Below are 25,139 nucleotides of genomic sequence, written 5' to 3' on the forward strand. Positions count from 1 at the left end.
AGTGCTCGAGCAGCGAGACTCGGTCGCGACGATCGCGAGGAGAACGATTAAGCGCGAGCACCCGTGAGTCGTTCGCATGGCCGACCCAGGAGTATGCCCGTCGATCGATGAGCACCTCGAGCCAGACGCCGACCGTGCGACCGAAGCGTTCCAGAGCGCTATCGACGCCTGCGCCGACGCGGGCGGCGGCACGGTCGTCGTGCCGAGCGGCGAGTACGAGATCGGCACGATCGACCTCCGGAGTAACGTTACGCTCTCGCTCGAGGCCGGAGCGACCGTGTCCCCCGCGCAGGAGCAGTCGGCGTACGGCGACGTGTACGGGCCGGACGGCGAGCGACCGTTCGTGCGCGCCGAAGGCATCGAGAACGTCACGATCACGGGTCGGGGCGTCTTCGACGGCTGCGGAACCGACTTCCACGAGATGGACGAACCGCTGCGCGGTCACTCCGGCGAGAGCGAGCACCACCCGCTCATCGCGAACGCCCCGCACGAGGCGCGCCAGGGTGACGACTATCTCGACCCCGCGGTCGGCACCGAGGAGTGGCCGCGGGCGAAATCAGAGTTCCGCCCGGGACCGATGTTCCTCCTCGAGGACGCGACGAACGTGCGATTCGAGGACGTGACGCTGCGGGACATGCCGGCGTGGACGATCAGCCTCCACGACTGCGACGACGTCGGCGTCCACGGCGTCACGATCGACAACCACATGCGGATTCCCAACTGCGACGGGATCTCGATCATGAACTCGCGCGACGTTCGCATTTCGGACTGTTCGATCCGCTCCTGCGACGACTCGATTACGATCGGGACGCGCGCAGAGAGCGACGGGGAGACGACCGGCGTTACCGTCACCAACTGCACGCTCGCGTCGGCAGCCTGTGCGATCAAGTTTGGCTCCGAGACGTATGCTCCGATCCGCGACTGCGTCTTCGAGAACTGCGTGATCCGCGACTCGAACCGCGGCCTCGGGATTCAGCACCGAGACGCGGGCGACCTCGAGAACGTCCTGTTCTCGAACATCGTCGTCAAAACTGGGTTGCTACCTGGCCCGTGGTGGGGCAAAGCCGAACCGATCTACGTGACGTCAGTGCCTCGAGACGAGGAGACGGACCTCGGCCGGATCCGCAACGTTCGGTTCTCGAACATCGTCGCCCGAAGCGAGAACGGCGCGCTCGTCTACGCCCACGAAGACGCCGACGTGGCCGCCGTCACCCTCGAAAACGTGCGCGTCGAGATCAAGGACAGTCCGCACGCCGATCGCGTCGGCGGGAACGTCGACCTCCAGCCGACGGCCGTCGAAGCGCCGATCGCCGAACGGGAGATCGCGGGGATCGACTGCGAGGGCGTCCGCGACCTCGAGTTGCGCGATATCGCCCTCGAGTGGGGGATCGATCTTCCCGCGTACTACGCGAACGGGATTCGGTGTACCGACATCGAGGACCTGGAGATCGACGGCTTCAGCGGTCGACAGGCTCACGAGGGCGCGAACAACGCAGCCGTCGCGCTCCGCGGCGTGCGGACGGTCTCGATCAGGAACTCGCGCGCTCGAGCGGGAACCGGCACCTTCTGCTCGATCGAGGGAACAGCGGACGAGCGCCTGTTCGCGGGCAACGATCTGGCGGATGCCGAAACCGCGATCGATAGCGAGGGCGAGTACGGATTCCGGGAATACGGAAACGTCCCGCCCGCACAGTAGGGTCGGGCGGTGTGGCGCCGGCTACCGCTCGTCCGACCGCGTCTCGACGACGCCGCACTCATCGGTACGGCGGCAACAATCAGCCGTTCAAATTCATGGAAAGCGACTCCTGACTGGAACGCAGGTCGCTGACTCGGTATTTTTCGCGCGATCACCGGGTGAGCGGAGCCGGGATAGTTAACACCCCCGGCGACAACAACAGGCGTGGTTGCCGATGACTTCGACAAATACGATCGCGCAGGGGCCCAGAGCGGGAAGCACCTGGCCCGCCGAGTGGGAGGAGTACGACGATCCGCACACGGGCGCTCGAGTTACTCGACTGACGAGCCACCCCGACGACGACTACCACCTCTACTTCACCGAGGACGGCTGGTACGACGACGGCCGCCGGCTGCTGTTTCGCAGCGACCGGACGGGGAGCCGACAGCTGTTCTCGATCGACCTCGAGTCAGGGCTGATCACGCAGGTCACGGCGCTCGAGGAGTTCCAGGGTCAAACCTCGATTCACCACGAGACCTCGGACGCATACTTCTGGGTCGACGACAACCTGGTTCGGTTCGACCTCGAGCGACTCGAAGTTACGGACGTCCTCTACGAGGCGCCTGAGGGGTACGGAGGCGGATCGATGGACGTCAACGCCGACGGGACCGTCGTCTACGCGGCGGTCAGCGAGGCGGGCGTGGATCTCCCGGGTGAAGAGCCGCGGATGGACGAGATGATGGAGGCGCGGCCGCACACGAAGATTCTCGCCGTGCCGATCGACGGCGACGGCGGCGACCCCGAACTGATACACGAGGAGGATCGCTGGGTCAGCAGCCACGTCAACGCCTCGCCGACCCGACCCGAACTCTTCACGTTCTGCCAGGAGGGGCCGTGGGACGGCGTCGAGCACCGTATCTGGGTCGCGGATACCGAATCCGGCGACATCTGGAAAGTCCGCGAAGTGCCCGAGGACGCCGGCATCGGTCACGAGTACTGGATGGCCGACGGCGAGCGGATCGGCTACCACGGCTCGATGCGCGATCCGCAGGGCCGCGATCAGGTGGACGAGCCGGAGCCGTTCATCGGCAGCGTCCGGTACGACGACACCGACCGCCGGGAAACCGATCTTCCGGACGAGGTGTACGCGCTGACTCACACCCACGCGAACTCGCCCGAACTGCTCGTCTGCGACGGTTCCTTCACGGGACTGCCTTACAACATCCTCTACCGATGGGACGAAGGTGCAGGCGAGTACGAGGGGCCGCGCGCCCTCGCGACCGTCGACTGGAAGCCCGAGAGCCCACATCCCCACTCGCGGTTCAGCCCGGACGGCTCGCAGGTTGTGTTCGATTCGGACCGGTACGACGGCTCGAGCAACATCTACCTCGTCGACGTCCCGGCGTTCGAGTCGCTGCCCGAGTACGAGCCGTCCGAGTGGGACTGAGCGGCGGATAACCCTCCTGCGTGTTCTCTCCACGTTCGTCCTCGAACGCCATCTGCTCCGTGATAATCAGATTTAATATACGGGTGGTGAACGAGATCGACGCTCACCCGTGATCGACGGTTGGCCGGCCGCGATCGTGGCGAACGCTACGTTCGCGGGTTCTTGGTAGCCGAAAGTCGAACTGCGTACGCGTGCTCGTGGTCCGGTTCCGTCGAGAGAGCAACCGTGAGCGAGTTGCCAGTAACGGTCAACTCACATTCGCGGTCGCCGTCGCGGGTGAGGAGCGCGGCCGTCGCCGGCGGTTCGTCGACGTGGTCGAGCAGCGACAGCGAGAGGGCGTCGCCCGGCCGCTCGAGCGCAATCGCGTAACAGGTGCCGTCGCGCCACGTGTACCGGACCGGGACGTCGCTCGCCCCGTCCTCCGCGACGGCCCAGGGTCGCGTCCCGAAGATCGCCTCGCCGTTGATCGAGAGCCAGTCACCGAGAGCCTCGAGGCGCGAGCGCTGGATCTCGGGGATCGTCCCGTCAGCTCGCGGACCGACGTTCAACAGGAGGTTCCCGTTCTTCGAGACGATATCGACGAACGAGCGGATCAATTCGCCGGGCGAGAGCTGCTCGGCCTCGCCTTCGACCCGATTGTAGCCGAACGAGCGGCCGATCCCGCGACAGGCTTCCCACTTCTCCTCGTGGATCTCGTCGTACGAGTGGTACTCGGGCGTGACGAAGTCGCCGTGGTATTCCGACGGATCCCACCGTTCGCTTTCAGCCCGGATCGCATCGTTCGAGGCGCGATCGTTAACCGCCACGGCCCTATCCTGCGCAGCGGCGCGATTGTAGTAGTCGGCGATCAATTCCTTCGCGCGGACGTCGTCGCTGTGTCTCGTCGGGACGTCGAACCACAGCAAATCCGGATCGTATTTCCGAACCAGTTCGCGGTGTTTGGCGTTCATGAAGTCGACGTACTCCGGCCCGGGGCCGCCGCCGTCCTCGAGCGGGTGGGCAGGTTCGAAGTCAGGGTGACCGAACTGCCCGTCGAAGCCCGGCTGGTAGTAGTTGAAGTTCGCGTGGTACGAGGGCGCGAATCGGAGCCCCCGCTCCCGGATCGCCGCCGCTAGGTCTGCGACGAGATCCCGTTCGGGCCCCATCTCGGCGGCGTTGTACCGCGTGTAATGGGTGTCCCACAGCGGAAAGCCGTCGTGGTGTTCGGCGGTGAGGACGACGTATCCCGCTCCGACGTCGGCGAAGAGGTCGGCCCACGCGTCCGGATCCCAGTTCTCCGCGGTGAACTCCTCGATGAAGTCGGCGTACTCGACGTCCTCGCCGTATGTTTCGCGATGGTACTCGCGGGTCGGCGATCCCTCCTCGTACATGTAGTACGGATACCACTCGGCGTACGGCGAGGCGTCTTCGCCGCCGATGTCGGCGTCGGGAGGCGCCCAGGCTGGGACGGAATACACGCCCCAGTGGACGAAGATGCCTAGCTTGGCGTCGTGGAACCAGTCCGGGACGGGATGCGAATCGAGCGACTCCCAGGTCGGGTCGTATGGTGACATACAGCAGATAACCGAACGGCGTGTGAAATAGATTGTGCCGAGCCGACGGGTGAGCGACGGTCTCAAGCGCGCCGCCGAACCCGACCGTAGGTTTTTGCGGGTGGCCCGAGCAACCCGACTATGCACAGGCGGTTCGACACCACGGAGACACGGGAGCAACGGCACCTCGACGGAACCTGGGAGTTTACGACGGCCCTCGAGGCGGACGCGACCCCGGCGGACTTCCCTGCGGAGCCAGAGACGATCCCAGTCCCCTGCGCGTGGAACGCGCTGGCGGACTACGCCGACCACCACGGGTCGGCGTGGTACCGCCGAACGATCACGCTTCCCGACTGCGCGAACGTTCGCGTTCGATTCCTCGCCGTGTCCCACGAGGCGATCGTCTATCTCGACGGCGAGCGGCGGGTCGAACACTCCGGCGGCTACACGCCGTTCGAGTTCGTGGCCGAAGACCTCTCCGCGGGTGAGCACGAACTCCTCGTCCGCGCCGAAAACGGCCGATCGGAAACGACGATTCCGCTCCCCGAGACCGACTGGTTCGACTACGGTGGCATCACTCGCGAGGTCGTGCTCGAGACGGTTCCAAACGTCTACATCGACGATTTCGACCTCCGGTACGACCTCGCTTCGGATCCGGACGGCGGGCGAACGACGGCACGTATCCGAGCCGACGTCGACGTCTCGAACTGCGATCGCGAAACCGACCGCACCGTGGCGGTCACGATCGGCGAGACGACGGTCCGCGAGCGGGTGACGGTACCGGCCGGGAAGACGAGCGTCGAACTCGCGCTCGAGCGCCCGGTCGACCGGTGGACGCTCGACGATCCGACGCTGTACGACGTGACGGTCGCACTCGAGGCCGAGGAGACGGTCGTCGACGACCGACGGGATCGGATCGGCTTTCGTGAGGTGACCGTCGACGGCCGAGAAATCCTGCTGAACGGCGAACCGGTCGACCTCCGCGGCGTTAATCGCCACGAAGACCACCCGGAGTGGGGGTCGGCGCAGCCGCTGCGGGTCATGCGCGAGGACCTCGCACGAATCCGCGAGGCGGGGCTGAACTGCATCCGCTGTTCGCACTATCCGAACCACCCGAGATTTCTCGACCTGTGCGACGAACTGGGGGTACTGGTTATCGAGGAACTGCCCTACTGGCACTTCGACGCCGACGACTTCGAGCGAGCGGACCTCCTCGAGCGCGGCGAACGGATGCTCGAGGAGATGATTTCGCGGGACCGCCATCACCCGTCGGTGTTCGCCTGGAGCCTCACTAACGAATGCGCGAACGAGCAGGCGGGCGTCGCCGAGGCGACCGACCACCTAGCAACGGTCGCACGTGAGACCGACGACTCGCGACTCGTCACGCTCGCGTCGTACAACGAATGGGTCGATCGCGGCGAGGACCGGTGTCTCGAGCACTGCGACTTCGCGTGCGTCAACGGCTACTACGGCTGGTACACCGACGAACCGGTGGCGGCCGACCAGTGGACGGGATTCCTCGAACGGATCGCGGACCGCCGCGACTGTCCGATCTTCGTCTCCGAGTTCGGGGCGGGCGCGATCGAGGGCGAGCGGACCTGGGAGAGGGCGAAGTGGAGCGAGACCTACCAGTCCGAATTCTTCGAAACGGTCCTTCCGGTCCTGCTGGCCGACGATTCCGTTGCCGGGTTTACCATCTGGCAGTTCTGCGATACGCGAACGAGCCGCGATCCGATGAGCCGGCCGAAGTCGAAGAACAACAAGGGGATCGTCGGGGAATACCGGCGGCCGAAAGCGGCCTACGAAACGGTTCGTCGATTGCTCACGGAGTAACCGCTTCACGCGAGTCCTCGAGACCGTCAGTAAATCGCGTGTCCGCCGTCGACGTAGAGCATGTGGCCGGTGACGAACGACGCGTCGTCGCTGGCCAGGTAGAGGTAGGAACCGGCGATTTCGTCCGGCGGGGCCCGCCGCCCCATCGGGTTCGGTTTCTGAAATCCCGACCTGTCAGTCGTCGAGCCGTCGTTTTCGGTACTGATCTGCGTCGCGACGGGGCCGGGAGCGACGGCGTTGACGCGAATGTCGTACTCGGTGCACTCGAGGGCCGCGACGCGGGTGAGCATCATGATCGCCGCCTTCGAGGGATCGTAGGCGGCGTGGCCGACCTGGGCGTACTCGGAACTAATGGAGGCGGTGTTGATGATCGATCCGGAGACGCCGCGGTCGGCCATATCGGCTGCGGCCGCCTGACACCCCGCAAAGACGCTTCGAGCGTTCGTCTCGTAGACCGTATCGAACGTTTCGACGTCGAGGTCAAGCAGCGACCCGCCTCGAAAGATCCCCGCGTTGTTCACCATGACGTCGACCCCGCCGAACTCGCGGGCCGCCTCGACGAGCGCCTCGAGATCGGCCGGATCGGAGACGTCCGTCTGCACGAACCGGGCCTCGCCGCCGTCGCGTTCGATCCGTTCGTGCGTCGGCGCGCGGTCGTCGTCACCTTTCGGCGACTCGCGAACGTCGGCGACGAGAACCGTCGCACCGGCATGGCCGAACCGCTTGGCGACCGACCGGCCGATACCCGAACTCCCGCCCGTCACGATGACCGTCTCACCGGTGAAATCGTACTCGCTCGTGCCCATACCGGTTCTGCGGGGGACAATTCCTTATGTGTACCGCCTGGTCTCGAGCGAGTCATCTGTAATCGATTGTCCGGTGGGGGCGGACGGCATCGAATTACTCGTACGCCCTTCTTGTAGTGATCGTCTAGCGAAGATGGCGCGCAGCGCGGACATGGGACCCGTCTCGTGGTAGCAAGCCTCGTTTCCATCTGGTTCACGTCCGCCATTACCAGAATCACGGATAGAATTACATTACAACCGTACTTGTGTAATCCATTGGTGGAGTGAGAACGCGACTACCGCTCGAAATAACTGAATTACCGCTGAACAGCGTCTCTCGAAGGGATCAAACGGAATGCAGGCCCCATCATGAATTATCTAGCGCTGTCCGTTGTCACCGGACGGATCCCGTTACGAAGTCAACCCTCGGCGGACAAATACTCTAGCCGTAATTTGTAGTCCAAAGCCGGGTCCGAACGGCACAGACGACACTCGTGGCCCGACGATCGCTTCAACAGTGAACGGAGAAAAGTTCCGAGTACCGAAGCGAAATCAATACTCGCGTTATCGGAACTGCGGCATAACTTCGTCGGCGAACAGTTCCATTCCGTCGGTCTCCGGGAAGTCGATGAACCAGCCCTGGAACTTCGTTACGCCAGCCTCGATCCGGCGTTCGATGGCTTCGGCACACTCCTCTGGCGTGCCCATGATGAAGAACTCGCGGGCGTCCGCTTCGGTTTCGATCGGCGCCTGATCCTGATACTCCTCTTCGAACTGAATCGGCGTCATCAGATCGATCAGCGACTCGAGTTTGTCCTCGTCGCGGGTACAGATGACGTGGCCGTCCCAGGAGTACTCGATCTCGTCGGGGTCGCGCCCGACCGTCTCGCAGTGGTCCTCGATCACCCCGATCTTGTGCTCGAGGGTGTCGACGTCGCCGTTGAAGACGTCGGTGTTCCAGACGTCGGCGTGTTTGGCGACGAGTTTCAGCGTCACCTGTTCGCCCTGGCCGCCGACCAGAATCGGCGGGTGCGGGTCCTGCACGGGGCCGGGATCGCAGTAGGCGTCCTCGATCTGGTAGCGCTCGCCCTCGAAGGTCGCGCCCTCGCCGGTGTCGGTCGCCCACATTTCCTTCATCAGCCGGATGCCCTCGTCGAGGCGCATCAACCGCTCGAAGCCGTCGCGGTACTCCCAGCCGTAGGCGTCGTACTCGGGTTCGTGCCAGCCCGCGCCGAGGCCGAGCTCGAGGCGACCCTCCGAGATGACGTCGAGCGTCGCGGCCATCTTCGCGACTAAGGCGGGGTTGCGGTAGTCGTTACAGAGCACGAGCGACCCGAGGTTGATGTCGTCGGTGAAGCCGGCCATCGCCGACAGCAGCGTCCAGACCTCGTACTCGGCGTGGTCGCGCCCCAGCATGAGGTGGTCGGGCGCCCACGCGGCGTCGAAGCCCAGTTCCTCGGCTTTCAGGATGCCCTCCTTCGTCGTCTCCCAGTCCAGTCGCTCGTACCGGGGCGTGTCGCGGTGGACCGGCTCGTCGTCGCCCTCATCGGGGGCGCCGGCGAACACCGGCACGTTGTACTCGAATGTAATGTCTTCGGACATGGTTCACTCGACGGCGAAGTGTTCCAGTGCTTCGTGGTTCAGCTTCGTGCTGACGCCGGGCTCGTCGGGGATCGGAATCGACCCGTTTTCGGGCGAGGGCGGATTCTCGAAGATCGCGTCGGCGTAGGTCGACTCTTTCTCCTCCTGCTGTTCTTCGAACCACTCCGGCATCGGGAAGTACTCCGCCATCGGCATGTTCGTGTGCGCCGCGATGGCGTGTAGCGTCGGATTCGTGCCGGCGTGGGGAATCACGGGGACGTCGTGAACCTCGGCCATATCGGCGACCTTCATCATCTCGGTGATGCCGCCGACCCGACCGACGTCGGGCTGGAGGATGTCGACGGCCTCCGCCTCGAGGAGGTCCTCGTGGCCCCAGCGAGTGAACTCGTGCTCGCCGCCGGAGATCGGCATTGGCGCGGCCTCGCGAACCTCGGCGTAGCCGTCGATGTCGTCGGCGATGACCGGCTCTTCGACCCACGCCATGTCGTAGGGCTCGAGGCGGTCGAGCATCTTCTTGGCGTAGCGGACCGACCAGCCCATGTAGGCGTCGGCCGCGATTTCGATCTCGTCGCCGACGGCGTCGCGGACCGTCTTGACGATCTCTTCGTTTTTCTTCATCCCCGAGCGGCCGGCCTCGGGGCCGTGGAGGAAGCGCAGCTTCATCGCGTCGAAGCCCTCCTCGGCGTACTGGACGGCCTCGCGCTCGAGTTTCTCCATGTCGACGGGGTGGAGGTTCGACGCATAGGCGGGAATTTCGTCTTTGGTGGGACCGCCGAGCAGTTCGTACACCGGCTTGCCGGCTTCCTTGCCCGCGATGTCCCAGAGGGCCTGATCGACCGCGCTGATGGCCATGACGGCGACGCCCTTCCGACCGAACGGCAGCGTCGCGCGGTACATCTGTTCCCAGAGTTTCTCGCGCCGGGTGGGATCTTCGCCCATCACGATCTTCGAGAGCGTCTCCTCGACGACGGTGGCGATGGCGCCGCTTCCCCAGTTCCCGACGCCGACGCCGGTGATGCCGGCGTCCGTCTCGATCTCGACGACGACGTCACCCACGGGCCCCATCCACTTGCGGCGGGCCTGCGGGTTCTCGCCGTCGACGTTCCGATACTCCTCGTACTTCGACATAATCGTCACGAGCGGGAACTCGATAAACTCGCCCCACGACTCGTTGCTGATCTTGGTTGCACTGACGTCTGTGATTTCCATCGTCTTTCCTCGTAGGTGCCACTGCTTTCGGCAACGATAAAATCCTTTCCACTGCTCGGATCTCGCCGCCGTTTGTGTTTGTCTGTCAGCTTCGTTTGCGCGCTCATCCCCACGTCGGCCGCTCGAGTGCAATCGATCACGCGAGGACTGACTCCTCTTAACGGCCGTCCTCGTTATATCCAGTACGCTATCGAACCCGGTGCCCTCTGTGATCGATCCCGCATTGCCTTCCGAAGAGCGTAAAGTTATATGTGGCTGGGTTACAAACCACCAGTAGCTCGACCAGAGCGAGAGGTAACTCCAGCATGAAGGCTATAGTTCACACCGGACCCAGATCTATCGAAATCCGCGAACGAGAGAAACCGACGGTTGCCGCCGACGAAGTGCTCGTTCAAGTCAACTCCGCAGGCCTGTGCGGCAGCGATGCCCACGCCTATACGTACGAAGACGGCTATGAATGGATCCCGTTGCCCCGCATCATGGGCCACGAATACTCCGGCGAAGTCGTCGAGGTCGGCGAGGACGTCACCGATTTCGACGTTGGCGATCACGTCGTCGAAGAACCGATCCACGACTGCGGCTCGTGTTTTCAGTGCAAGAACGGCCAGCCCAACGTCTGCCGGAACTTCGAGATCACGGGGATGCACAACGACGGCGCGTACACCGAGTACACGACCGTCAAACCCAAAGACCTGCACCACATCCCCGACAGCGTCCCGCTCAGACAGGCGAGCATCACCGAACCGCTGAGCATCGCGACGCGAGCGGTATTTGACCAGTCGACCGTCACACCCGGCGATCTCGTCCTCGTCGAGGGCCCCGGCCCGATCGGCGTCCTCGTTGCGGCCGTCGCCGACTCGCTGGGCGCGAACGTCGTCGTTTCGGGGCTCGGCAAGGACACCGAGTACCGCCTGCCGCTCGTCGAACGGCTCGGCGTCGACACGATCGACGTCGAAAACGGCGATCTCGAGGCGTTCGTCGAGTCGCAGGCCGACGGCGGCGGCTTCGACGTCGTCTTCGATACGACCGGCCACAAGAGCGGCGTCGAGATGGGCGTCGAGCACGTCCGCAAGGGCGGCCAGGTTGTCGTCGTCGGATTGCCCGGCGCACCGAGCGAACTGTTCATGACGCCGGTCGTCCGCGGCGAAGTCATGGTGAACACGTCCTACGGATCGACCTGGCGGAACTTCGAACAAGCAATCCGTCTTCTGGACGGCGGCGAGATCGACGCCGACGAAATCATCGACACCTCCTACAGCATCGAGGACCCAACCGCAGCGTTCGATGCGTTCCTCGAGTCCGAGACCTGCAAACCGGTCTTCTCGTTCGCAGACCTATGAGCGGCCATCAAGCGGTGCGATCGCTGTAGCGCCGGCTGCGAGCCGGGATATCGACGCCGTTCGGCATCAATCTCGAGCCGTTTTGCGACACAACGTTTAGTAGCGCTCGACGCGTCGCATTTCGTATACGATGGTGCTGGATACCCATACGCACGCGTGGACGCGACCGAGCCGAGACCACCCCTGGGTCAACGGCCCGCTCGTGGAGACGGTCGACGACTTTTCAGTCGACACCGTCTACGACGCCGACGCGCTGCACGCGGACATGGAGGCGATCGGCGTCGACGAGGCCGTCGTCGTCGGCTACCCGATCTGCGAGTGGACCGACAACCGCTACACGCTCGAGTGCGCCGAGCAGTACGACGACCTCTACGGGATCGTCATGCTGGACCAGTTCGCCGACGACGCGGCCGCACAACTGCGCTCGTGCATGGCGACCGACGGCATCCTCGGCTTCCGACTCGGCGCGATCTGTCCCTACGATCGGATGTGGGAGACGTTCGATCCGGACGTGGACTGGCTGCGCGACGCCATCGACGAGCCCGAGTTCTGGGACGCGGCCCGCGACACCGACGCCCTGGTGCAGATTCTCGCCCACTACGACCAGCTGGATCAGGTTGTCGACCTGATCGAGACGTACCCCGACCTCAGTTACGCGCTCGATCACTTCTGTCACGCCGGTCCCGACACCGATCCCGACGAGGTGTTCGCACCCCTCGAGCCGCTGGCCGCCGACGAGTACGACGTCGCCGTGAAAATTTCGGAGATCGTCCACCGCTCCGAGGAGGGCTTCCCCTACGCCGACATGCACGATCACGTCCGCTGGCTGCTCGAGACGTTCGGGCGCGAACGGGTCGTCTGGGGCTCGGACTTCCCGAACGTCAGCGACGAAGCGAGCTACGAGGAAAGTCTGCAGTGGCTCGAGCACGTCGACGGCCTCTCGCAAAAAGACCGGGAGTGGCTCACCGAGCGGTCGTTCAAGGACCTGGCGGGGATCTGACCGCTATCCGTTCACCGAATCGGTACCGCGTTACTCTTCCGTGCCGACGACCGGATTCTCGAGCGTCCCGATACCCTCGATTTCGGCTTCGACGGTGTCGCCCGGCGAGAGGAGTTCGGGCGGGTCGCGGAAGATACCGACGCCGCCGGGCGTGCCGGTCGAGATGACCGTCCCCGGCCGCAGCGTCGTGAAGTTGCTGATGTACTCGATAACCTCGCCGACGTCGAAGATGAACTCCGCGGTCGTCGACTCCTGTTTGACCTCGCCGTTGAGACGCAGTTCGACCTCGAGATCGTTGGGGTCGACGGCGTCGGGGCTCGTCAGCGCGGGCCCCATCGGCGCGAACGTGTCGTAGCTCTTCCCGCGGAAGAACTGGCCGTCCTCGAACTGGGCGTCGCGCGCGCTGACGTCGTCGATGACCGTGTAGCCCGCGACGTACTCCTCGGCCTCCTCGGCCGACACCTCGCAGGCGGTGCGGCCGATGACGATGCCGAGTTCGACTTCGTAGTCGACCTGCTCGACGTCGTCGGGGTGGACGATCGGGGCCTCGGGATCGGTGACCGTCGACGGCGACTTCGCGAACAGCATCGGCTTCTCGGGGATCTCCTCGTCCTGCTCCTCAGCGTGGTCGTGGTAGTTCAGCCCGACGCAGATGATCTGGTCGACTGCCGACGACGGCACCGGTGCGAGGCGGTCCTCGGGGTCGTCGATTTCCGGGAGCTCGCCCGTCTCGACGGCGCGACGGACGCGTCGTCGGTACCCCGGCGACGCGAGTTCCTCGAGTGTTGGCTCGCCGAACCGGGTCAGATCGTACGTCTGGTCGTCTACGGTTACGCCCCAACGGACGCTACCGTCGGTCGCGAATCGAACGAATTGCATCGTCTCGAACTTTCCAGCCTGAATCTTGAATCTTTCTCTCGCACGGCGCCGCCGACGGTTCATCGACAGATCACTTCAGCCAGTGGTACCCGGTTAACAGGATGAACAATTATACTGTTTGACCTGAAACGGTATGGTATGTCCTATCAGGTAGCGGTGATTGGAACTGGAACGGAACCGGACGACCCCGGACGCGACGGGTACGCCATGGCGTACCACCACGCGGAAGGGTACGAAAAACACGATCGGTGCGAGCTCGTCGCCTGCGCCGATATCGTCCCCGAAAACGCGGAAGCGTTCGCCGCCGAGTACGGGATCGCCGACGAGAACGTCTTCGAGGATTACGAGGTCATGCTCGAGACGGTCGACCCTGACATCGTCTCGCTGTGCGTTCCGCCGGTGATCCACGCGTCGATCGCGATCGACTGTTGCCGCGCGGGCGTCGACGCGATCCACTGCGAGAAGCCGATGGCCCAGACCTACGGCGGCGCGCGCATGATGACCCAGGAGGCCGCCCGCCACGACGTCCAATTGACGTTCAATCACCAGCGTCGGTTCAGCGACGCCGTCCGCACCGCGAAACAGCTGCTCGACGACGGCGAGATCGGCGAGCTAGAGCGCGTCGAGTTCTCCGCGCCGGTCGGCATCTTCGACTACGGGAGCCACTCGTTCGACCTCTGTAACTACTTCAACGACGAGGTACCCGCCGAGTGGGTGCTCGGGCAGATCGACTACAGCGAGGAGAACGTCGTCTTTGGGTCGCACAACGAGACCCAGGCCGTCGTCATGTGGGAGTACGAAAACGGCGTCCACGGGCTCGGCACGAGCGACGCTACCGGCGACGGTGGCCCGACGAGCGCCGTCGAGTGTCACAACCGACTGATCGGTACCGAGGGAACGATCGAACTCGGCCCCGAGGGCGACGAGGACGAGGATCTCCCCGTACTGCGCATCCGCCGCGCCGGCGACGACGAGTGGGAGGCCGTCGAGACCGAGGACGGCCTCCACAGCTGGGAGTTCATCGACCGCGCCATCGCCGAGAACGTCCGCTGTCTCGAGGAGGACGAGGAACCGGAACTCAGCGCGGAAAACGCCCTGAACGCGACCGAACTGATCTTCGGGACGTGGGAATCGGCTCGCAAGCGCGGCCGGGTCGACCTGCCGCTCGAGATCGACGACAACCCGCTCGATGCGATGGTCGAGTCCGGCGAACTGAATCCCGAACCGATGGACGAGGAGGCCGAATAGATGGCCCGGATCTCGATCTGCGTCGAGATGGTCTACGACGACGAGCCGTTCGTCGACCGCATCTCGCGGGCCGCCGAAGCCGGCGCCGACGCCGTCGAGTTCTGGGACTGGCGAGAGAAAGATCTCGAGGCGATCGTCGACACCGCCGAGGTGAGCGATATTCCGATCGCTGGCTTCGTCGCCGGCGGGACGCTCACCGATCCCGACGCGGCTGACGACGCCGTCGAAACGATCCGGGAATCGATCGCGACCGCCGCCGAGTACGATGTCCCGACGCTAATCGTCACGACCGGACAGGACCAGGACGGACTGGACCGCGACACGCAGTACGACAATATCGTGGACGTGCTCTCCCGCGTCGCCCCCGACGCTGAGGAAGCCGATGTGACGCTCGTCCTCGAACCGCTGAACACCGCCGTCGACCACCCGGGCTACTTCCTCGAGACGTCGGCCGAGGGGTTCGACATCGTCGACGACGTCGGCTCGCCGAACGTACAACTGCTGTACGACGTCTACCACCAGCAGGTCACCGAAGGGAACGTCATTCAGACGATCACCGACAACGTCGACCGGATCGGCCACGTCCACATCGCGGACGTGCCCGGCCGACACGAACCCGGGACGGGAGAACTCGACTACGAGACGATCATCGGAGCGATCGACGAGGCCGGCTACGACGGCTACGTCGGCTGCGAGTTCTCGCCGACCGGCGACGCCGACGCGGCGGTCGAGACCGTCCTCGAGTGGCGGTAGCAGCCTGCGACGGCGGGGAGCGGCCATCACCGATCGTCCGGTATCCGTCACCTGCGATCGACGGTCTGACCGACCTGAACACCAACGCTTTTGTGCGTCAGCACCAGTCACGGTACCATGCACCACCTCGGTAGTACAGCGACGACTGCGTCGGACGCGCGAACGGACGTCACGATCGGCTACGTCGGCGGCGGCAGTCAGGGCTGGGCGCACACGTTCATCAACGACTTGCTCCAGTGTCCGGACGTCTCGGGGCAGGTCAGACTCTACGACGTCGATTACGAGGCCGCCCAGCGCAACGCCGAACTCGGAAACGCGCTGACGACCCGCAAGGAGGCCGTCGGCGACTGGACGTTCGAGGCCGCCGAAACGCTCGCGGCGGCGCTCGAGGACGCCGACTTCGTGATCTGCTCGACGCAGGATCCGCCCGAGGAGACGTTCGTTCACGACATCGACGTCCCTCAGGAGTACGGTATCTACCAGACGGTCGCCGACACCTGCGGGCCGGGCGGTGCGGTCCGCGCGCTGCGGTCGATTCCGCAGTACCGCGAGATCGCGGCGACGGTTCGCGAGCGGTGTCCCGACGCCTGGGTGTTCAACTACACGAACCCGATGACCGTCTGCACCCGAGCGCTCTACGAGGAGTACCCCGACATCAACGCCATCGGCCTCTGTCACGAAGTGTTCCATATCCAAATGCTCCTCGCCGAAATCGCCGAGAAGTACATCGACGGTGCCGACGACGTCTCCGGCAGCGAGATCGACGTCACCGTCAAGGGCATCAACCACTTCACGTGGATCGACGAGGCCTACTGGCGCGATCACGACGTCTTCCAATATCTCGACGCGGAACTCGAGGAGCGCAAGCCGCTCCCGAGTTTCGAGCCCGGCGACCTCGCGGACGCGGATTACTGGATCAACCACCACGAAGTTGCGTTCGACCTCTACGACAAGTTCGGTCTCTTAGGCGCCGCCGGCGACCGCCACCTCGTGGAGTTCGTCCCGTGGTACCTCTCGATCGACGACCCCGAGGAGATCCAGCGCTGGGGGCTCCGCTTGACGCCCAGTTCCGCCCGCGTCAGCGACAGCGACGGACCGGCGAAGATGGACCAGTACCTGACTGATCCGGACGAGTTCGAGTTCACAGAGACCGGCGAGGAAGCCGTCGACATCATCCGCGCACTGTGCGGCCTCGAGCCGCTGAAGACCAACGTCAACTACCCCAACGTCGGCCAGACGCCGGACCTGCCCGACGGTGCGGTCGTCGAGACGAACGTCCTCATCACCGGGACCGGCGTGAAGCCGATCACCGCCGGCACGCTCCCCCGCGAAGTCCGGAACATGGTCACGACCGCGATTCACAACCAGGAAACGCTCGTCGAAGCCGGCTTCGCCGGCGATCTCGATCTCGCGTTCGAGGCGTTCCTCAACGAGCCGCTCGTGACGCTCCCTCGCGAGGAAGCACAGGAGCTGTTCGCCGAACTGATCGAGATCGAGCGCGACTACTTCGAGTCGTACGATCTCGAGAACGCGGCCGTCCTCGAAAACTGAGGCGGTCGCTGATTACCGTCCCGTTTTTATCGATAAATCGGCGAGAACGGAACCGAGCATCGAACCGCCGGTCGCCTGCGCGCTCCTCGAGCGACGCGGTCTACGGAGACCGGCGTAGTGTCTGCCCGACTCCCGTCCCGAGGTTCGTGGTGGTGGGTGTGACTACGCGACTCCGATCGGTTAGTCGCCGTCGGGGTCGATAAACGCGAACAGCTGGTTCTCCGCGCCGGTCACGTTCCAGTGGCGGATGTCCGCGCCCGGATCGGGATCACGTTCCCAGACGTCGGCCGCGAGGTTAGCGTGGGTCGGCTCGAGCGTGTAGCCCGTGCCGCTCTCGGGCACCGCCGCAAACTTCTGGTAGTCGGCGCCCTCCCACTGGCCGAGCTCGAGGTTCGTGCCGGTGTCGGTACCGCCGTCGGCGGCCTCCAGCACGAGGTCCTCGTTGTCAGCCGCGGCGATGCGGTAGATACCGTCTTCGAGTTCGATCACCCTCCACGTTTGTCCGCTGGCCTCGCCCACGGTGTCGTTGTAGACGTTCGCCCCGTCGGCGAGTTCGCCGTCGGCGCTCATCACGATGTCGTCGCTGTTGAGCTGGGAGGTTAGACGGTAGGTGCCCTCCGTGAGGTCGACCGTGATCGTCTCGGAGTACGATGTCGTACAACCGCTTTCGGCGGTGGCGTTCAGCGTGACGGTGTACTCGCCGGGACCGTCGTAGCTATGCGTAGCTGACCACCCCGTCGCAGTCGTGCCGTCGCCGAACTCCCACGTCAGGGTGTCGATCGACTCCTCGTCGCCGGAGACGTCCTCCGCCTCGAAGTCGATGGACTCGCCCACGTCGACGCGGGTCGCACTCGGCACGGCCCGCGCTAGCGGCTCCGCTTCGGTGATCGTGATCGTCTCAAAGTCGGTCGTCGTCTCCCCGTTCTTGGCCGTCACGGTCAGCTTGACGGGATACGTCCCCAGTTCGTCGTAGGTGTGACTGACCGACCATCCCGTCGCAGTCGTGTCGTCGCCGAACTCCCACGTCAGGGAACGGACCTTGTTGCCGTTACCCGTCAGGTCGACCGCTTCGAATTCGATCTGGTCGCAGGGAGTCGCGTCGGTTTCGCTCGCGGATATCTCGGCGAGTCGGTCGTGTCCCGCGGGCTCGAACGAGGTCATGATGTTAGGTTTCGGCGGATCGTCCATCCCGTGGCCGAGGAAGAAACTGGGCCACGGCGGCTGGTTGTAGCCCACGTTCTGCCGGGCGATACCGGTCCGGTACTGCGGGTCGTGCAACAGCGTATACAGCCGTGTATCCGTCTCGTGGGGCGTCGCGTACAGACGCAGGTGGCTGCTGTCCTCGGCCCGCCAGATGACCTCCTCGCGCCAGTCACCGAGAATGTCCCCCGACAGACACGGGTTGCCCTTCGAGGAGTTGTTCGAGCGCGTTCCCTCGAAGGATTTCAATAGGTCGAGTTCTTCGGTCTCCGGGTTCCACTTCTTGATCCAGCCGACCCCGTATCCCTCGTCCCAGCCGAGGAAGTCGTGATCGAGCAGTTCGCGGTGCAGATCGCCGGTCCACCAGATAGCCGAGTTGATGGAATTGATGGGTGTTTCGCTGATCTGCTCACCGCGAGCGCTGTACGTCCCCACTCCGTCGCTGGAGAGCGGTTCGCCGCCCCACGCTTCCGCGCCGGAGTATCTCGGATCGATGTCCGCGACCAGCGCTCTGCCAACGTCCTCACCGTTCCTGACGGCCCAGATATACTCGCCGGTCTCGGCATCACGCATCGAGAGACTCGGTTCCCCCTCAGGCGGATACTCGGCGGGGACCAAGATTTCCAGGCCCTCCCGATCCGGGAGGAAATCGCCGCAGTGCTGGGCGTCGGGGTTGGCCATCGTCGTCGTGTGCAGGCCGGTGCCGTCGTGGTCGATGACCGCCCCGCCGAAGACGATCTCGTCCTTCCCGTCGCCGTCGACGTCCGCGGTGGCCAGGCTGTGTGCGCCCTTGCCCTCGTAGTCCTCGTTCCCGTCTTCGCTGTCGAAGAGCCAGCGTAACTCGAGGTCGCCTTGCCGGAAGTCCCACGCGGCGAGCATCGTCTTTTCGTAGTAGCCCCGCGTGAATACGATGCTCGGTCGCTCGCCGTCGAGGTAGGCAGTCCCCGCGAGGAACCGGTCGACTCGGTTCCCGTAGCAGTCGCCCCACTGGCAGGGGTCGCCCCGCGCGGGCTGGAACTCCTCCGTCGCGAGTTCCTCCCCGGTCTCACCGTCGAAGACGGTGAGATACTCCGGCCCCTCGAGAACGTAGCCGTCGTCGTTCGTCCAGTCGGCGTCCGGGTCGCCGATGACGTTGCCGACCCCGTCTTCAGTCCCGTCGGCCGTCCGAACCACGAACTCCGACTTGCCGTCCCCGTCGAAGTCGTACACTAAGAACTGCGTGTAGTGCGCGCCGGCCCGGACGTTCTGGCCGAGGTTGATCCGCCAGAGGTGCTCTCCCTCTATCGTATACGCGTCGAACAGGACGTCGCTCGTGTGCCCCGACTGGGAGGGGTCCTTCTGGTTCGACGGGGTCCACTTCTGGACGATGTCGAGCGTGCCGTCGCCCGTAAGGTCGGCCACGCTCGCGTCGTTGGCGTGGTACGTGACCGTCTCGCCGTCCTCGCCCTCGACGGGATCGGGCTTGTTCAGCGGGATTTCCTTGTACTGTTCGTCCCAAACCTCGACGGACTCCGACATCCCGGGTTTCCGGTCGCCGTCCTTCCTGCCGCTGGCCCGACCGTTGCCGACCGCTCGAACCGCGTACGTCGAGTCCGTCGTTCCGTCGGGATCGAAGTAGTTCGTACTCTCGGTGATCGGTTTGTTGTTCAGTCGCTCGCCGTCGCGATACACGTGGAACCCCAGATCGCGGGGCTCGGTTCCGAGGAGTCGCCAGCGGACGAGTACCCCGTCGCCGGACGGCACGGCCACGAGGCCGCGGTCGAGGGCCTCTGCCTGTCGTTTCGAGCCGTGCTTTTGCTTGCCGTTTCCGCGGGCGTTACCCTGACCGTGGGACGCCGTGGCCACGCCGGAGACGACCGCCGCCGTCGATCCGGCTGCCATCCCGCTTAGGATCTCGCGTCGATACCGTTGGCTGCTCATATCGCTCGTATTTGGATCTGTCACTGTCTCTCACACCGCACATTCTCCGACCACAGCATGTAATATAAAAATTATGTAGGTGAGCTAAGATTAGCGTCGATTACGACAGAATCGATACTGATTGGGTCATGCAGCACCCGTTGCAACGTCGAACTCACCGCGTACGGTCGTCATTTCACCGACTCGAGCGGCGGGAGTTCGTGTCGTCTCGCTTCCGGTCGCCCTGTCGTTATTCGTCGAGTCCCGCTCGAGGCCGGCTCTCGATCTCGAGTAGCTGCGACCCGGCAAGATGAAGGGGACGACATGGTGCTCCGAAACAGATAACACGGTTCACGATAACATGGGTGTATGGCCACCGATACTGGCGACGATACGCAAGCGAGTCGTCTCGACCGGGCTGGATCAGCCGAGACATCGATTCTCGGTCCGCTCCAAGATTCGTACGCACTACAGACTGCTGCTGTCGGACTTATCGTTACCGTCATCGCATTTATCGTCAACACTGGCATCTGGCCCGCGATCTTGGGCATCTGGGGTATTGCACTCGTTCTCCTCGGTGTCGCAATCCACGTTGGAGTGACGCTCTCACAGCGGGGTACTCGCGGCTGATTCTGGCTGAAGCATTGGATTGTCGCCGTCCGTTTTACAGCAGACAACCGTCATCCGCGATACAGAGAAAACGAAGAGTCGTTGACGGCGATCAGTCAGCGTTGCCTGTCCCTTCCGCGGTCGGTGGGTCGTCCGCGATCGGCTCGCTGTCCCAGTACTCGTGGTTCTCGAGCGCGCGGAAGCAGGCGGTGTGCTGGACGCCGTCCTCGTCGGTACAGTCGATCATCTCCGGTTTCTCCGTCTTACAGACCTCCCGGGCCTTCGGACACCGCGTGTGGTAGCGACAGCCCGAGGGCATGTTCGTCTGGTCGGGAACGTCGATCGTCCGCATCGGGTTCTCGTCGGTGTCCTCAGCACGATCGAGTTCCGGCGTCGCCCAGCGCAGCGCCTGCGTGTAGGGGTGTTGCGGATTGTGGATGATCTGCTCGGGCGAGCCGATCTCCACGAGTTCCCCGAGGTACATGACGCCGATCCGGCCGCCGGTCTTCTCGGCGAAGTAGCGGGCGTTCGAGAGGTCGTGTGAGATCGCCAGGAACGACGTATTAAACGTGTCCTGCAGTTCGATCATCAGGTCCATCATGCTGACCCGCAGCGAGACGTCGAGTGCCGACACTGCTTCGTCGGCGAGGATGAGATCCGGATTGATCAACATTGCGCGGATCAAGGCGACCCGCTGTTTCTCGCCGCCCGAGAGCTGGTGTGGGTACCGGTCGATGTAGTCCTCCGGTGGACTGATCCCGACGTACTCGAGCATCCCCAAAATCCGCTCCCGGCGATCGTTTCCGTCGAGATCCGAGTGCCACCGCTTGAGTGGCGTCTCGAGAATCGTCCGCACGCGGTGGTGGGAGTTGAGCGAACTGCCGGGGTCTTGGTGGACGATCTGGAGGGCCCGTCGAATCTCCTTGTCGGCAAGGGTACTACTGTTGCCGCTGCCTTCCCAGATGTCCCGTCCCTTGTACTCGATCGTCCCATCGGTCGGCTGCTGCAGTCCGACGGCGGTCTTCCCGAGCGTCGTCTTCCCACAGCCCGATTCGCCGACGAGAACGACCACGTCGTTCTCGTAGATGTCGAGCGAGACGCCGTCGACGGCAGTAACCACGTCCGAATCGCCGAAGTCGAGTAACCCGTCGTTCTCGGAGCCGAACTCTATCTCGACATCGTTCAACGACACGACCGGCTCTTCGGCTGCCGTCCGATCGGCGGCCGTCCGCCTGACCAGGTCGCTCGAGTCTGACTTAGCGAACGCTTTATCGATGTTTTCGATCGAGTCCTCCCAGTGGTGACAGTAGACGTCGTGGTCCGTCCCGGCGTCGTAGGCGTCGGGGTCGTGGGCCCGACACTCGTCGTCGGCGAGCGGACACCGCGGGTGGTAGGAACACCCCTCCGGGATGTTGACCGGATCGGGGCTCTCGCCCTCGATCGGCCGCATCTCCTCGAGCGGGGCCGAGAGGTTCGGCGTCGCGTTCAGCAACGCCCGCGTGTAGGGATGGGCGGGATCCGCGAGGATCTCGTCGGCCGGCCCGACCTCCGCGAACTCGAAGGCGTACAGCACGGCGAGTCGATCCGCAAGGTCGGCGACCAGCGGCAGGTCGTGGGTGATGAAGACGATCGTGAGGTCGTGTTTCTCCTTGATATCCTCGAGCAGCGAAATGATCGACCGCTGCATCAGCAGGTCAAGCGCCGCCGTCGGCTCGTCCATCACGAGCATCTCCGGATCGAGGACCAGACTCAGCGCGATCAGCACGCGCTGTTTCATTCCGCCGGAGAGTTCGTGCGGGTACGAGTCGAGCATGCGCTCCGGTTCGAGGTACAGGTCCTCGAGAAGTTCCTTCGCGCGCTCGAGGCCCCGTTCGACGTTGTAGTCGTGGGCGCTAAGCGTCTCGACGAAGTGAGTGCGTATCTTCAGGACCGGGTTGAACGAACTCATCGCGCCCTGGAAGACCATCGAGACCTCCTCCCAGCGGAACTGGCGGAGTCCCTCCTTCGAGAGGTCGGTGACGGAGATCGGCTCCCCGTCCTCGGGATAGTACGTCACCTCGCCGGTCGTGACGCCCGGTTCGGGCACGGCGTCGAGCATCGCCGAGGCGAACATCGATTTTCCGGAGCCGGATTCGCCGATGACGCCGACGATTTCGTCGCGCTGGACGTCGAAATCGACGTCATTGAGGACACGAGACTGTCCGCGGTTCATGCCGAACGCGACGGAGGTATCTCGGAGTTTCATGATGACGTCCTCGTTCGGTCGGTCGATGTCCGCTGCCGACTGCGAGACCGTCATCGCGACACCTCCAGTGCGGTCCGCCGGTCGTCGCTTTGATCGACGTTGGCGTGCGCGTACGGTCGTCGAATCGGTCGAGTCGGTCGTACCGAAGTCGCATTCGTCGTAGCCGAAATCATACGTTCATCATGTCCTTGGTGTCGCTTTCGGAGTCCGGTTCCAGCTGGTCGTCGTCGCCCAGATCCTGATGGCGCGCCCTGATGCGCGGGTTGAACACCTGGTCCAGCGACTGCGCGAGCAGGATGAGCCCGATCGCGATCCCCGAGATAGCGATCATCGGAACGAGCAGCCAGTGGTACGCAGACGGCCGGTAGAGTGCGCCGGCGTTGTACGCGTTGTTCAGCATGACGCCCCAGTTGGCGTCGGAGAACGGCAGCACGCCGAGGAAGTACAGCGCGACGGCTGCGAAGATGATCCGGCGGGCTGCGTTCACCATATTCACCACGATGTACGGCATCAGGTGCGGAATGATCTCTCGGAGGAGGATCCACCGCGTCGACAGGTCCATCGCCCGCGCCGCCTCGACGAACGACTCGCTGCGGATCGTCAACACCTGCGAGCGAATCGCTCGAGCCAGCCCCGCCCACGCGGCGACCGCCAACAGTACGCCGAGCGTGACGGGGTTGTTGATCCAGGCCTCGAGCAGCGTCGCGAGGACGATCACCAGCGGCAGGCCGGGAATATTGATGAATATGTCGGTGATCGTGCTGAGCACGGTGTCGATCGTTCCGCCCTTGTAGCCGGCAACGACACCGAAGATGGTACCGACGGCGACGGTAAAGACCGCACCCGACGCCATCATGATGAGGATCGAGGGCGTCGAGTGGATCAGCATCGCGAACACGTCCCTGCCCGCGACCGTGGTCCCGAGCGGGAAGTCCCAGTTCTCGAACGCGCCCAACAACTGCGGTCCGTGGGCCGGATGGGTCGGCTCGACCAGATAGACGCCGACGGTGGCCATGAGGAAGTAGATCCCGAGGATGCCGAACGAGACGACCGCTCGCCAGTCGCTGCGCAGGATCGACCACGGTGTTCGGATGTACTCCTCGAGGAACCGATCGATCCGGTCGCTGCGCGTCTCCGCGACGGAGGCAGTCGTTTCGAACGGCGAGTCCGTTCCGATCGTGCCGCCGTCGCTTCGCATCTGCGCGGCTGTCTCGTCAGTTTGTTCCTCGGCAGTCGTTTCCACGGACTGCTCGGGAACGAACTGGTCGATCGAGTCGCCCGATCGCCCGTTCGGCGGTTCCGAGGACTCGTCGTCAGAACGCTTCACGGCCCTCACCTCCTGCACGGGGATCGATTTTACCGTAGGTCAGGTCGGCGATGAACAGCGCGATGACGACGGCGATCGTGATGATCGTGAACGCGCCCATCATCAGCGGGTAGTCGCGCGCCCGGACTGCTTGAATCATGTAGTAGCCCATGCCCCTGTACGCGAAGATCTCCTCGAGGACGACGGCGCCGCCGAACATGGTCCCGAGAGAGATCATCAATCCGGTGTACATCGGCAAGATCGCGTTGCGGGCGACGTACCGGACGGCGATCGTTCGGTCGGGCAACCCGCGAAGTCGGGCGACGCGGAGGTAATCCTCGCCGAGGACGCGAACGCTGTTGCCTCGCATCGTCAGCGATGCCGCGCCCGACGCGACGAACATCGAGAGGACGGGCAACGCCGCGTGGTGGAGGATCCCCAACATGAACGGCAGGTTGAACCCGGCTTCGACGCCCGTCGGTCGACGACCCGACGTCGGGAACCAGTTGAGTCGGTAGGCGAATGTGATCAACAGCAAGAGCGCGAGCACGTAGAACGGGATCGACGTGATCGTCGTCGCGTAGCCTGTGAGCCCGACGTCGAACTTGCTGCCCTCCCAGTAGGCCATGAGCGCACCGAGCGAGATGCCAACCGTGAAGCTGAGGAACACCGCCCAGCTCATGACGAACAGCGTCCACGGGATCGCATCGCCCATGATCGCAGCGACTGAGGCGTTCTGGCTCATCGAGTGACCCATATTACCTTGAGCAAGGGCAACCATGTAGTCCACGTAGGCAACGTGGATCGGGTCCTGTGGGTTGATATTCATGTAAATCTCCGCGAGCTCGTAGGCCTCCTGCGGATTGTCGAGCTCCGGTCCGATTCGTGCAACGAATGCGTCGACCGGATTCCCGGGCATCATTCGCGTCATGACGAACGCGAGGGTCATCACTGCCCAGATGGTAAATACGGCCTGACCAAGCCGTCGTATCTTCCAATTCATTGTATGACCACGTCGTAGTACGG

At 64.1% G+C, this 25,139-nt stretch carries 17 protein-coding genes; 8 read left to right on the plus strand and 9 right to left on the minus strand.

The features are described from left to right. The first annotated feature begins 76 nt into the window (after window positions 1–76). Complete coding sequence (locus ATJ93_RS19850) at window positions 77–1,696, plus strand: glycoside hydrolase family 28 protein (protein ID WP_120246385.1); 1,620 nt, start codon at window positions 77–79, stop codon at window positions 1,694–1,696. 214 nt (window positions 1,697–1,910) lie between these two features. Next, a complete protein-coding gene (locus ATJ93_RS19855) occupies window positions 1,911–3,122 on the plus strand; it encodes an oligogalacturonate lyase family protein (RefSeq protein WP_120246386.1) in 1,212 nt (403 codons plus the stop codon). A gap of 146 nt (window positions 3,123–3,268) precedes the next feature. Here the strand turns inward: ATJ93_RS19855 and ATJ93_RS19860 are convergent, their stop codons facing one another. Then, window positions 3,269–4,675: an alpha-L-fucosidase gene (locus ATJ93_RS19860; protein WP_120246387.1), complete on the minus strand. Its 1,407-nt coding sequence runs from the start codon at window positions 4,673–4,675 to the stop codon at window positions 3,269–3,271. A gap of 120 nt (window positions 4,676–4,795) precedes the next feature. Between ATJ93_RS19860 and ATJ93_RS19865 the strand changes: the two genes are divergently transcribed. After that, a complete protein-coding gene (locus ATJ93_RS19865) occupies window positions 4,796–6,487 on the plus strand; it encodes a glycoside hydrolase family 2 protein (protein ID WP_120246388.1) in 1,692 nt (563 codons plus the stop codon). A gap of 26 nt (window positions 6,488–6,513) precedes the next feature. Here the strand turns inward: ATJ93_RS19865 and ATJ93_RS19870 are convergent, their stop codons facing one another. The 3 genes from ATJ93_RS19870 to rhcD form a co-directional block, all read right to left on the minus strand. Beyond that, on the minus strand, window positions 6,514–7,293 hold the full coding sequence (locus tag ATJ93_RS19870; RefSeq protein ID WP_120246389.1) for an SDR family NAD(P)-dependent oxidoreductase: 780 nt from the start codon (window positions 7,291–7,293) through the stop codon (window positions 6,514–6,516). Window positions 7,294–7,836: 543 nt separating this feature from the next. Beyond that, window positions 7,837–8,874: an LLM class flavin-dependent oxidoreductase gene (locus ATJ93_RS19875; protein WP_120246390.1), complete on the minus strand. Its 1,038-nt coding sequence runs from the start codon at window positions 8,872–8,874 to the stop codon at window positions 7,837–7,839. A gap of 3 nt (window positions 8,875–8,877) precedes the next feature. Further along, entirely contained in the window at window positions 8,878–10,083 is a 1,206-nt protein-coding gene (gene rhcD, locus ATJ93_RS19880; RefSeq protein ID WP_120246391.1) for an L-rhamnonate dehydratase, read from the minus strand. Between the two features lie 305 nt (window positions 10,084–10,388). Here rhcD and ATJ93_RS19885 point away from each other — a divergent pair, with 305 nt between their 5' ends. Both ATJ93_RS19885 and ATJ93_RS19890 read left to right on the plus strand, forming a co-directional pair. Next, window positions 10,389–11,423: a zinc-dependent alcohol dehydrogenase gene (locus ATJ93_RS19885; RefSeq protein WP_120246392.1), complete on the plus strand. Its 1,035-nt coding sequence runs from the start codon at window positions 10,389–10,391 to the stop codon at window positions 11,421–11,423. Window positions 11,424–11,556: 133 nt separating this feature from the next. Further along, window positions 11,557–12,423, plus strand: a complete 867-nt coding sequence (locus ATJ93_RS19890; RefSeq protein WP_120246518.1) for an amidohydrolase family protein — start codon at window positions 11,557–11,559, stop codon at window positions 12,421–12,423. 30 nt (window positions 12,424–12,453) lie between these two features. Here the strand turns inward: ATJ93_RS19890 and ATJ93_RS19895 are convergent, their stop codons facing one another. Further along, window positions 12,454–13,302 carry a fumarylacetoacetate hydrolase family protein gene (locus tag ATJ93_RS19895; RefSeq protein ID WP_120246393.1) on the minus strand — a complete coding sequence of 283 codons (849 nt, stop codon included), beginning with the start codon at window positions 13,300–13,302 and terminating at the stop codon, window positions 12,454–12,456. Between the two features lie 138 nt (window positions 13,303–13,440). Between ATJ93_RS19895 and ATJ93_RS19900 the strand changes: the two genes are divergently transcribed. The 3 genes from ATJ93_RS19900 (at window position 13,441) to ATJ93_RS19910 (ending at window position 16,854) form a co-directional block, all read left to right on the plus strand. Then, a complete protein-coding gene (locus tag ATJ93_RS19900; protein WP_120246394.1) occupies window positions 13,441–14,550 on the plus strand; it encodes a Gfo/Idh/MocA family protein in 1,110 nt (369 codons plus the stop codon). After that, a complete protein-coding gene (locus ATJ93_RS19905; protein WP_211334102.1) occupies window positions 14,551–15,303 on the plus strand; it encodes a hydroxypyruvate isomerase family protein in 753 nt (250 codons plus the stop codon). It abuts the gene before it with no gap. A gap of 117 nt (window positions 15,304–15,420) precedes the next feature. Continuing rightward, entirely contained in the window at window positions 15,421–16,854 is a 1,434-nt protein-coding gene (locus tag ATJ93_RS19910) for a family 4 glycosyl hydrolase (RefSeq protein ID WP_120246395.1), read from the plus strand. 180 nt (window positions 16,855–17,034) lie between these two features. On the opposite strand, the gene ATJ93_RS19915 is transcribed toward ATJ93_RS19910, so the two are convergent. The 4 genes from ATJ93_RS19915 to ATJ93_RS19935 all read right to left on the minus strand — a co-directional run bounded on the left by ATJ93_RS19915 (window position 17,035) and on the right by ATJ93_RS19935 (window position 25,116). Beyond that, window positions 17,035–19,974, minus strand: coding sequence for a rhamnogalacturonan lyase family protein (locus ATJ93_RS19915; RefSeq protein ID WP_170155615.1), 2,940 nt, complete (start codon window positions 19,972–19,974; stop codon window positions 17,035–17,037). Window positions 19,975–20,674: 700 nt separating this feature from the next. Next, on the minus strand, window positions 20,675–22,861 hold the full coding sequence (locus ATJ93_RS19925; RefSeq protein ID WP_120246398.1) for an ABC transporter ATP-binding protein: 2,187 nt from the start codon (window positions 22,859–22,861) through the stop codon (window positions 20,675–20,677). A gap of 115 nt (window positions 22,862–22,976) precedes the next feature. Next, on the minus strand, window positions 22,977–24,134 hold the full coding sequence (locus tag ATJ93_RS19930) for an ABC transporter permease (RefSeq protein WP_245977721.1): 1,158 nt from the start codon (window positions 24,132–24,134) through the stop codon (window positions 22,977–22,979). Then, window positions 24,121–25,116, minus strand: coding sequence for an ABC transporter permease (locus ATJ93_RS19935; protein WP_120246400.1), 996 nt, complete (start codon window positions 25,114–25,116; stop codon window positions 24,121–24,123). The genes ATJ93_RS19930 and ATJ93_RS19935 overlap by 14 nt, the downstream gene beginning before the upstream one ends. Window positions 25,117–25,139: the final 23 nt, after the last annotated feature.

This window comes from Halopiger aswanensis (assembly GCF_003610195.1).
GTDB classification, from domain to species: Archaea; Halobacteriota; Halobacteria; order Halobacteriales; family Natrialbaceae; genus Halopiger; species Halopiger aswanensis.

Bases quoted from the DNA above. Each gene is read 5' to 3' on its own strand.
- ATJ93_RS19850 (WP_120246385.1), top strand. From the start codon at position 77: ATGGCCGACCCAGGAGTATGCCCGTCGATCGATGAGCACCTCGAGCCA.
- ATJ93_RS19855 (WP_120246386.1), top strand. From the start codon at position 1,911: ATGACTTCGACAAATACGATCGCGCAGGGGCCCAGAGCGGGAAGCACC.
- ATJ93_RS19860 (WP_120246387.1), bottom strand. From the start codon at position 4,675: ATGTCACCATACGACCCGACCTGGGAGTCGCTCGATTCGCATCCCGTC.
- ATJ93_RS19865 (WP_120246388.1), top strand. From the start codon at position 4,796: ATGCACAGGCGGTTCGACACCACGGAGACACGGGAGCAACGGCACCTC.
- ATJ93_RS19870 (WP_120246389.1), bottom strand. From the start codon at position 7,293: ATGGGCACGAGCGAGTACGATTTCACCGGTGAGACGGTCATCGTGACG.
- ATJ93_RS19875 (WP_120246390.1), bottom strand. From the start codon at position 8,874: ATGTCCGAAGACATTACATTCGAGTACAACGTGCCGGTGTTCGCCGGC.
- rhcD (WP_120246391.1), bottom strand. From the start codon at position 10,083: ATGGAAATCACAGACGTCAGTGCAACCAAGATCAGCAACGAGTCGTGG.
- ATJ93_RS19885 (WP_120246392.1), top strand. From the start codon at position 10,389: ATGAAGGCTATAGTTCACACCGGACCCAGATCTATCGAAATCCGCGAA.
- ATJ93_RS19895 (WP_120246393.1), bottom strand. From the start codon at position 13,302: ATGCAATTCGTTCGATTCGCGACCGACGGTAGCGTCCGTTGGGGCGTA.
- ATJ93_RS19900 (WP_120246394.1), top strand. From the start codon at position 13,441: ATGTCCTATCAGGTAGCGGTGATTGGAACTGGAACGGAACCGGACGAC.
- ATJ93_RS19905 (WP_211334102.1), top strand. From the start codon at position 14,551: ATGGCCCGGATCTCGATCTGCGTCGAGATGGTCTACGACGACGAGCCG.
- ATJ93_RS19910 (WP_120246395.1), top strand. From the start codon at position 15,421: ATGCACCACCTCGGTAGTACAGCGACGACTGCGTCGGACGCGCGAACG.
- ATJ93_RS19915 (WP_170155615.1), bottom strand. From the start codon at position 19,974: ATGAGCAGCCAACGGTATCGACGCGAGATCCTAAGCGGGATGGCAGCC.
- ATJ93_RS19925 (WP_120246398.1), bottom strand. From the start codon at position 22,861: ATGACGGTCTCGCAGTCGGCAGCGGACATCGACCGACCGAACGAGGAC.
- ATJ93_RS19935 (WP_120246400.1), bottom strand. From the start codon at position 25,116: ATGAATTGGAAGATACGACGGCTTGGTCAGGCCGTATTTACCATCTGG.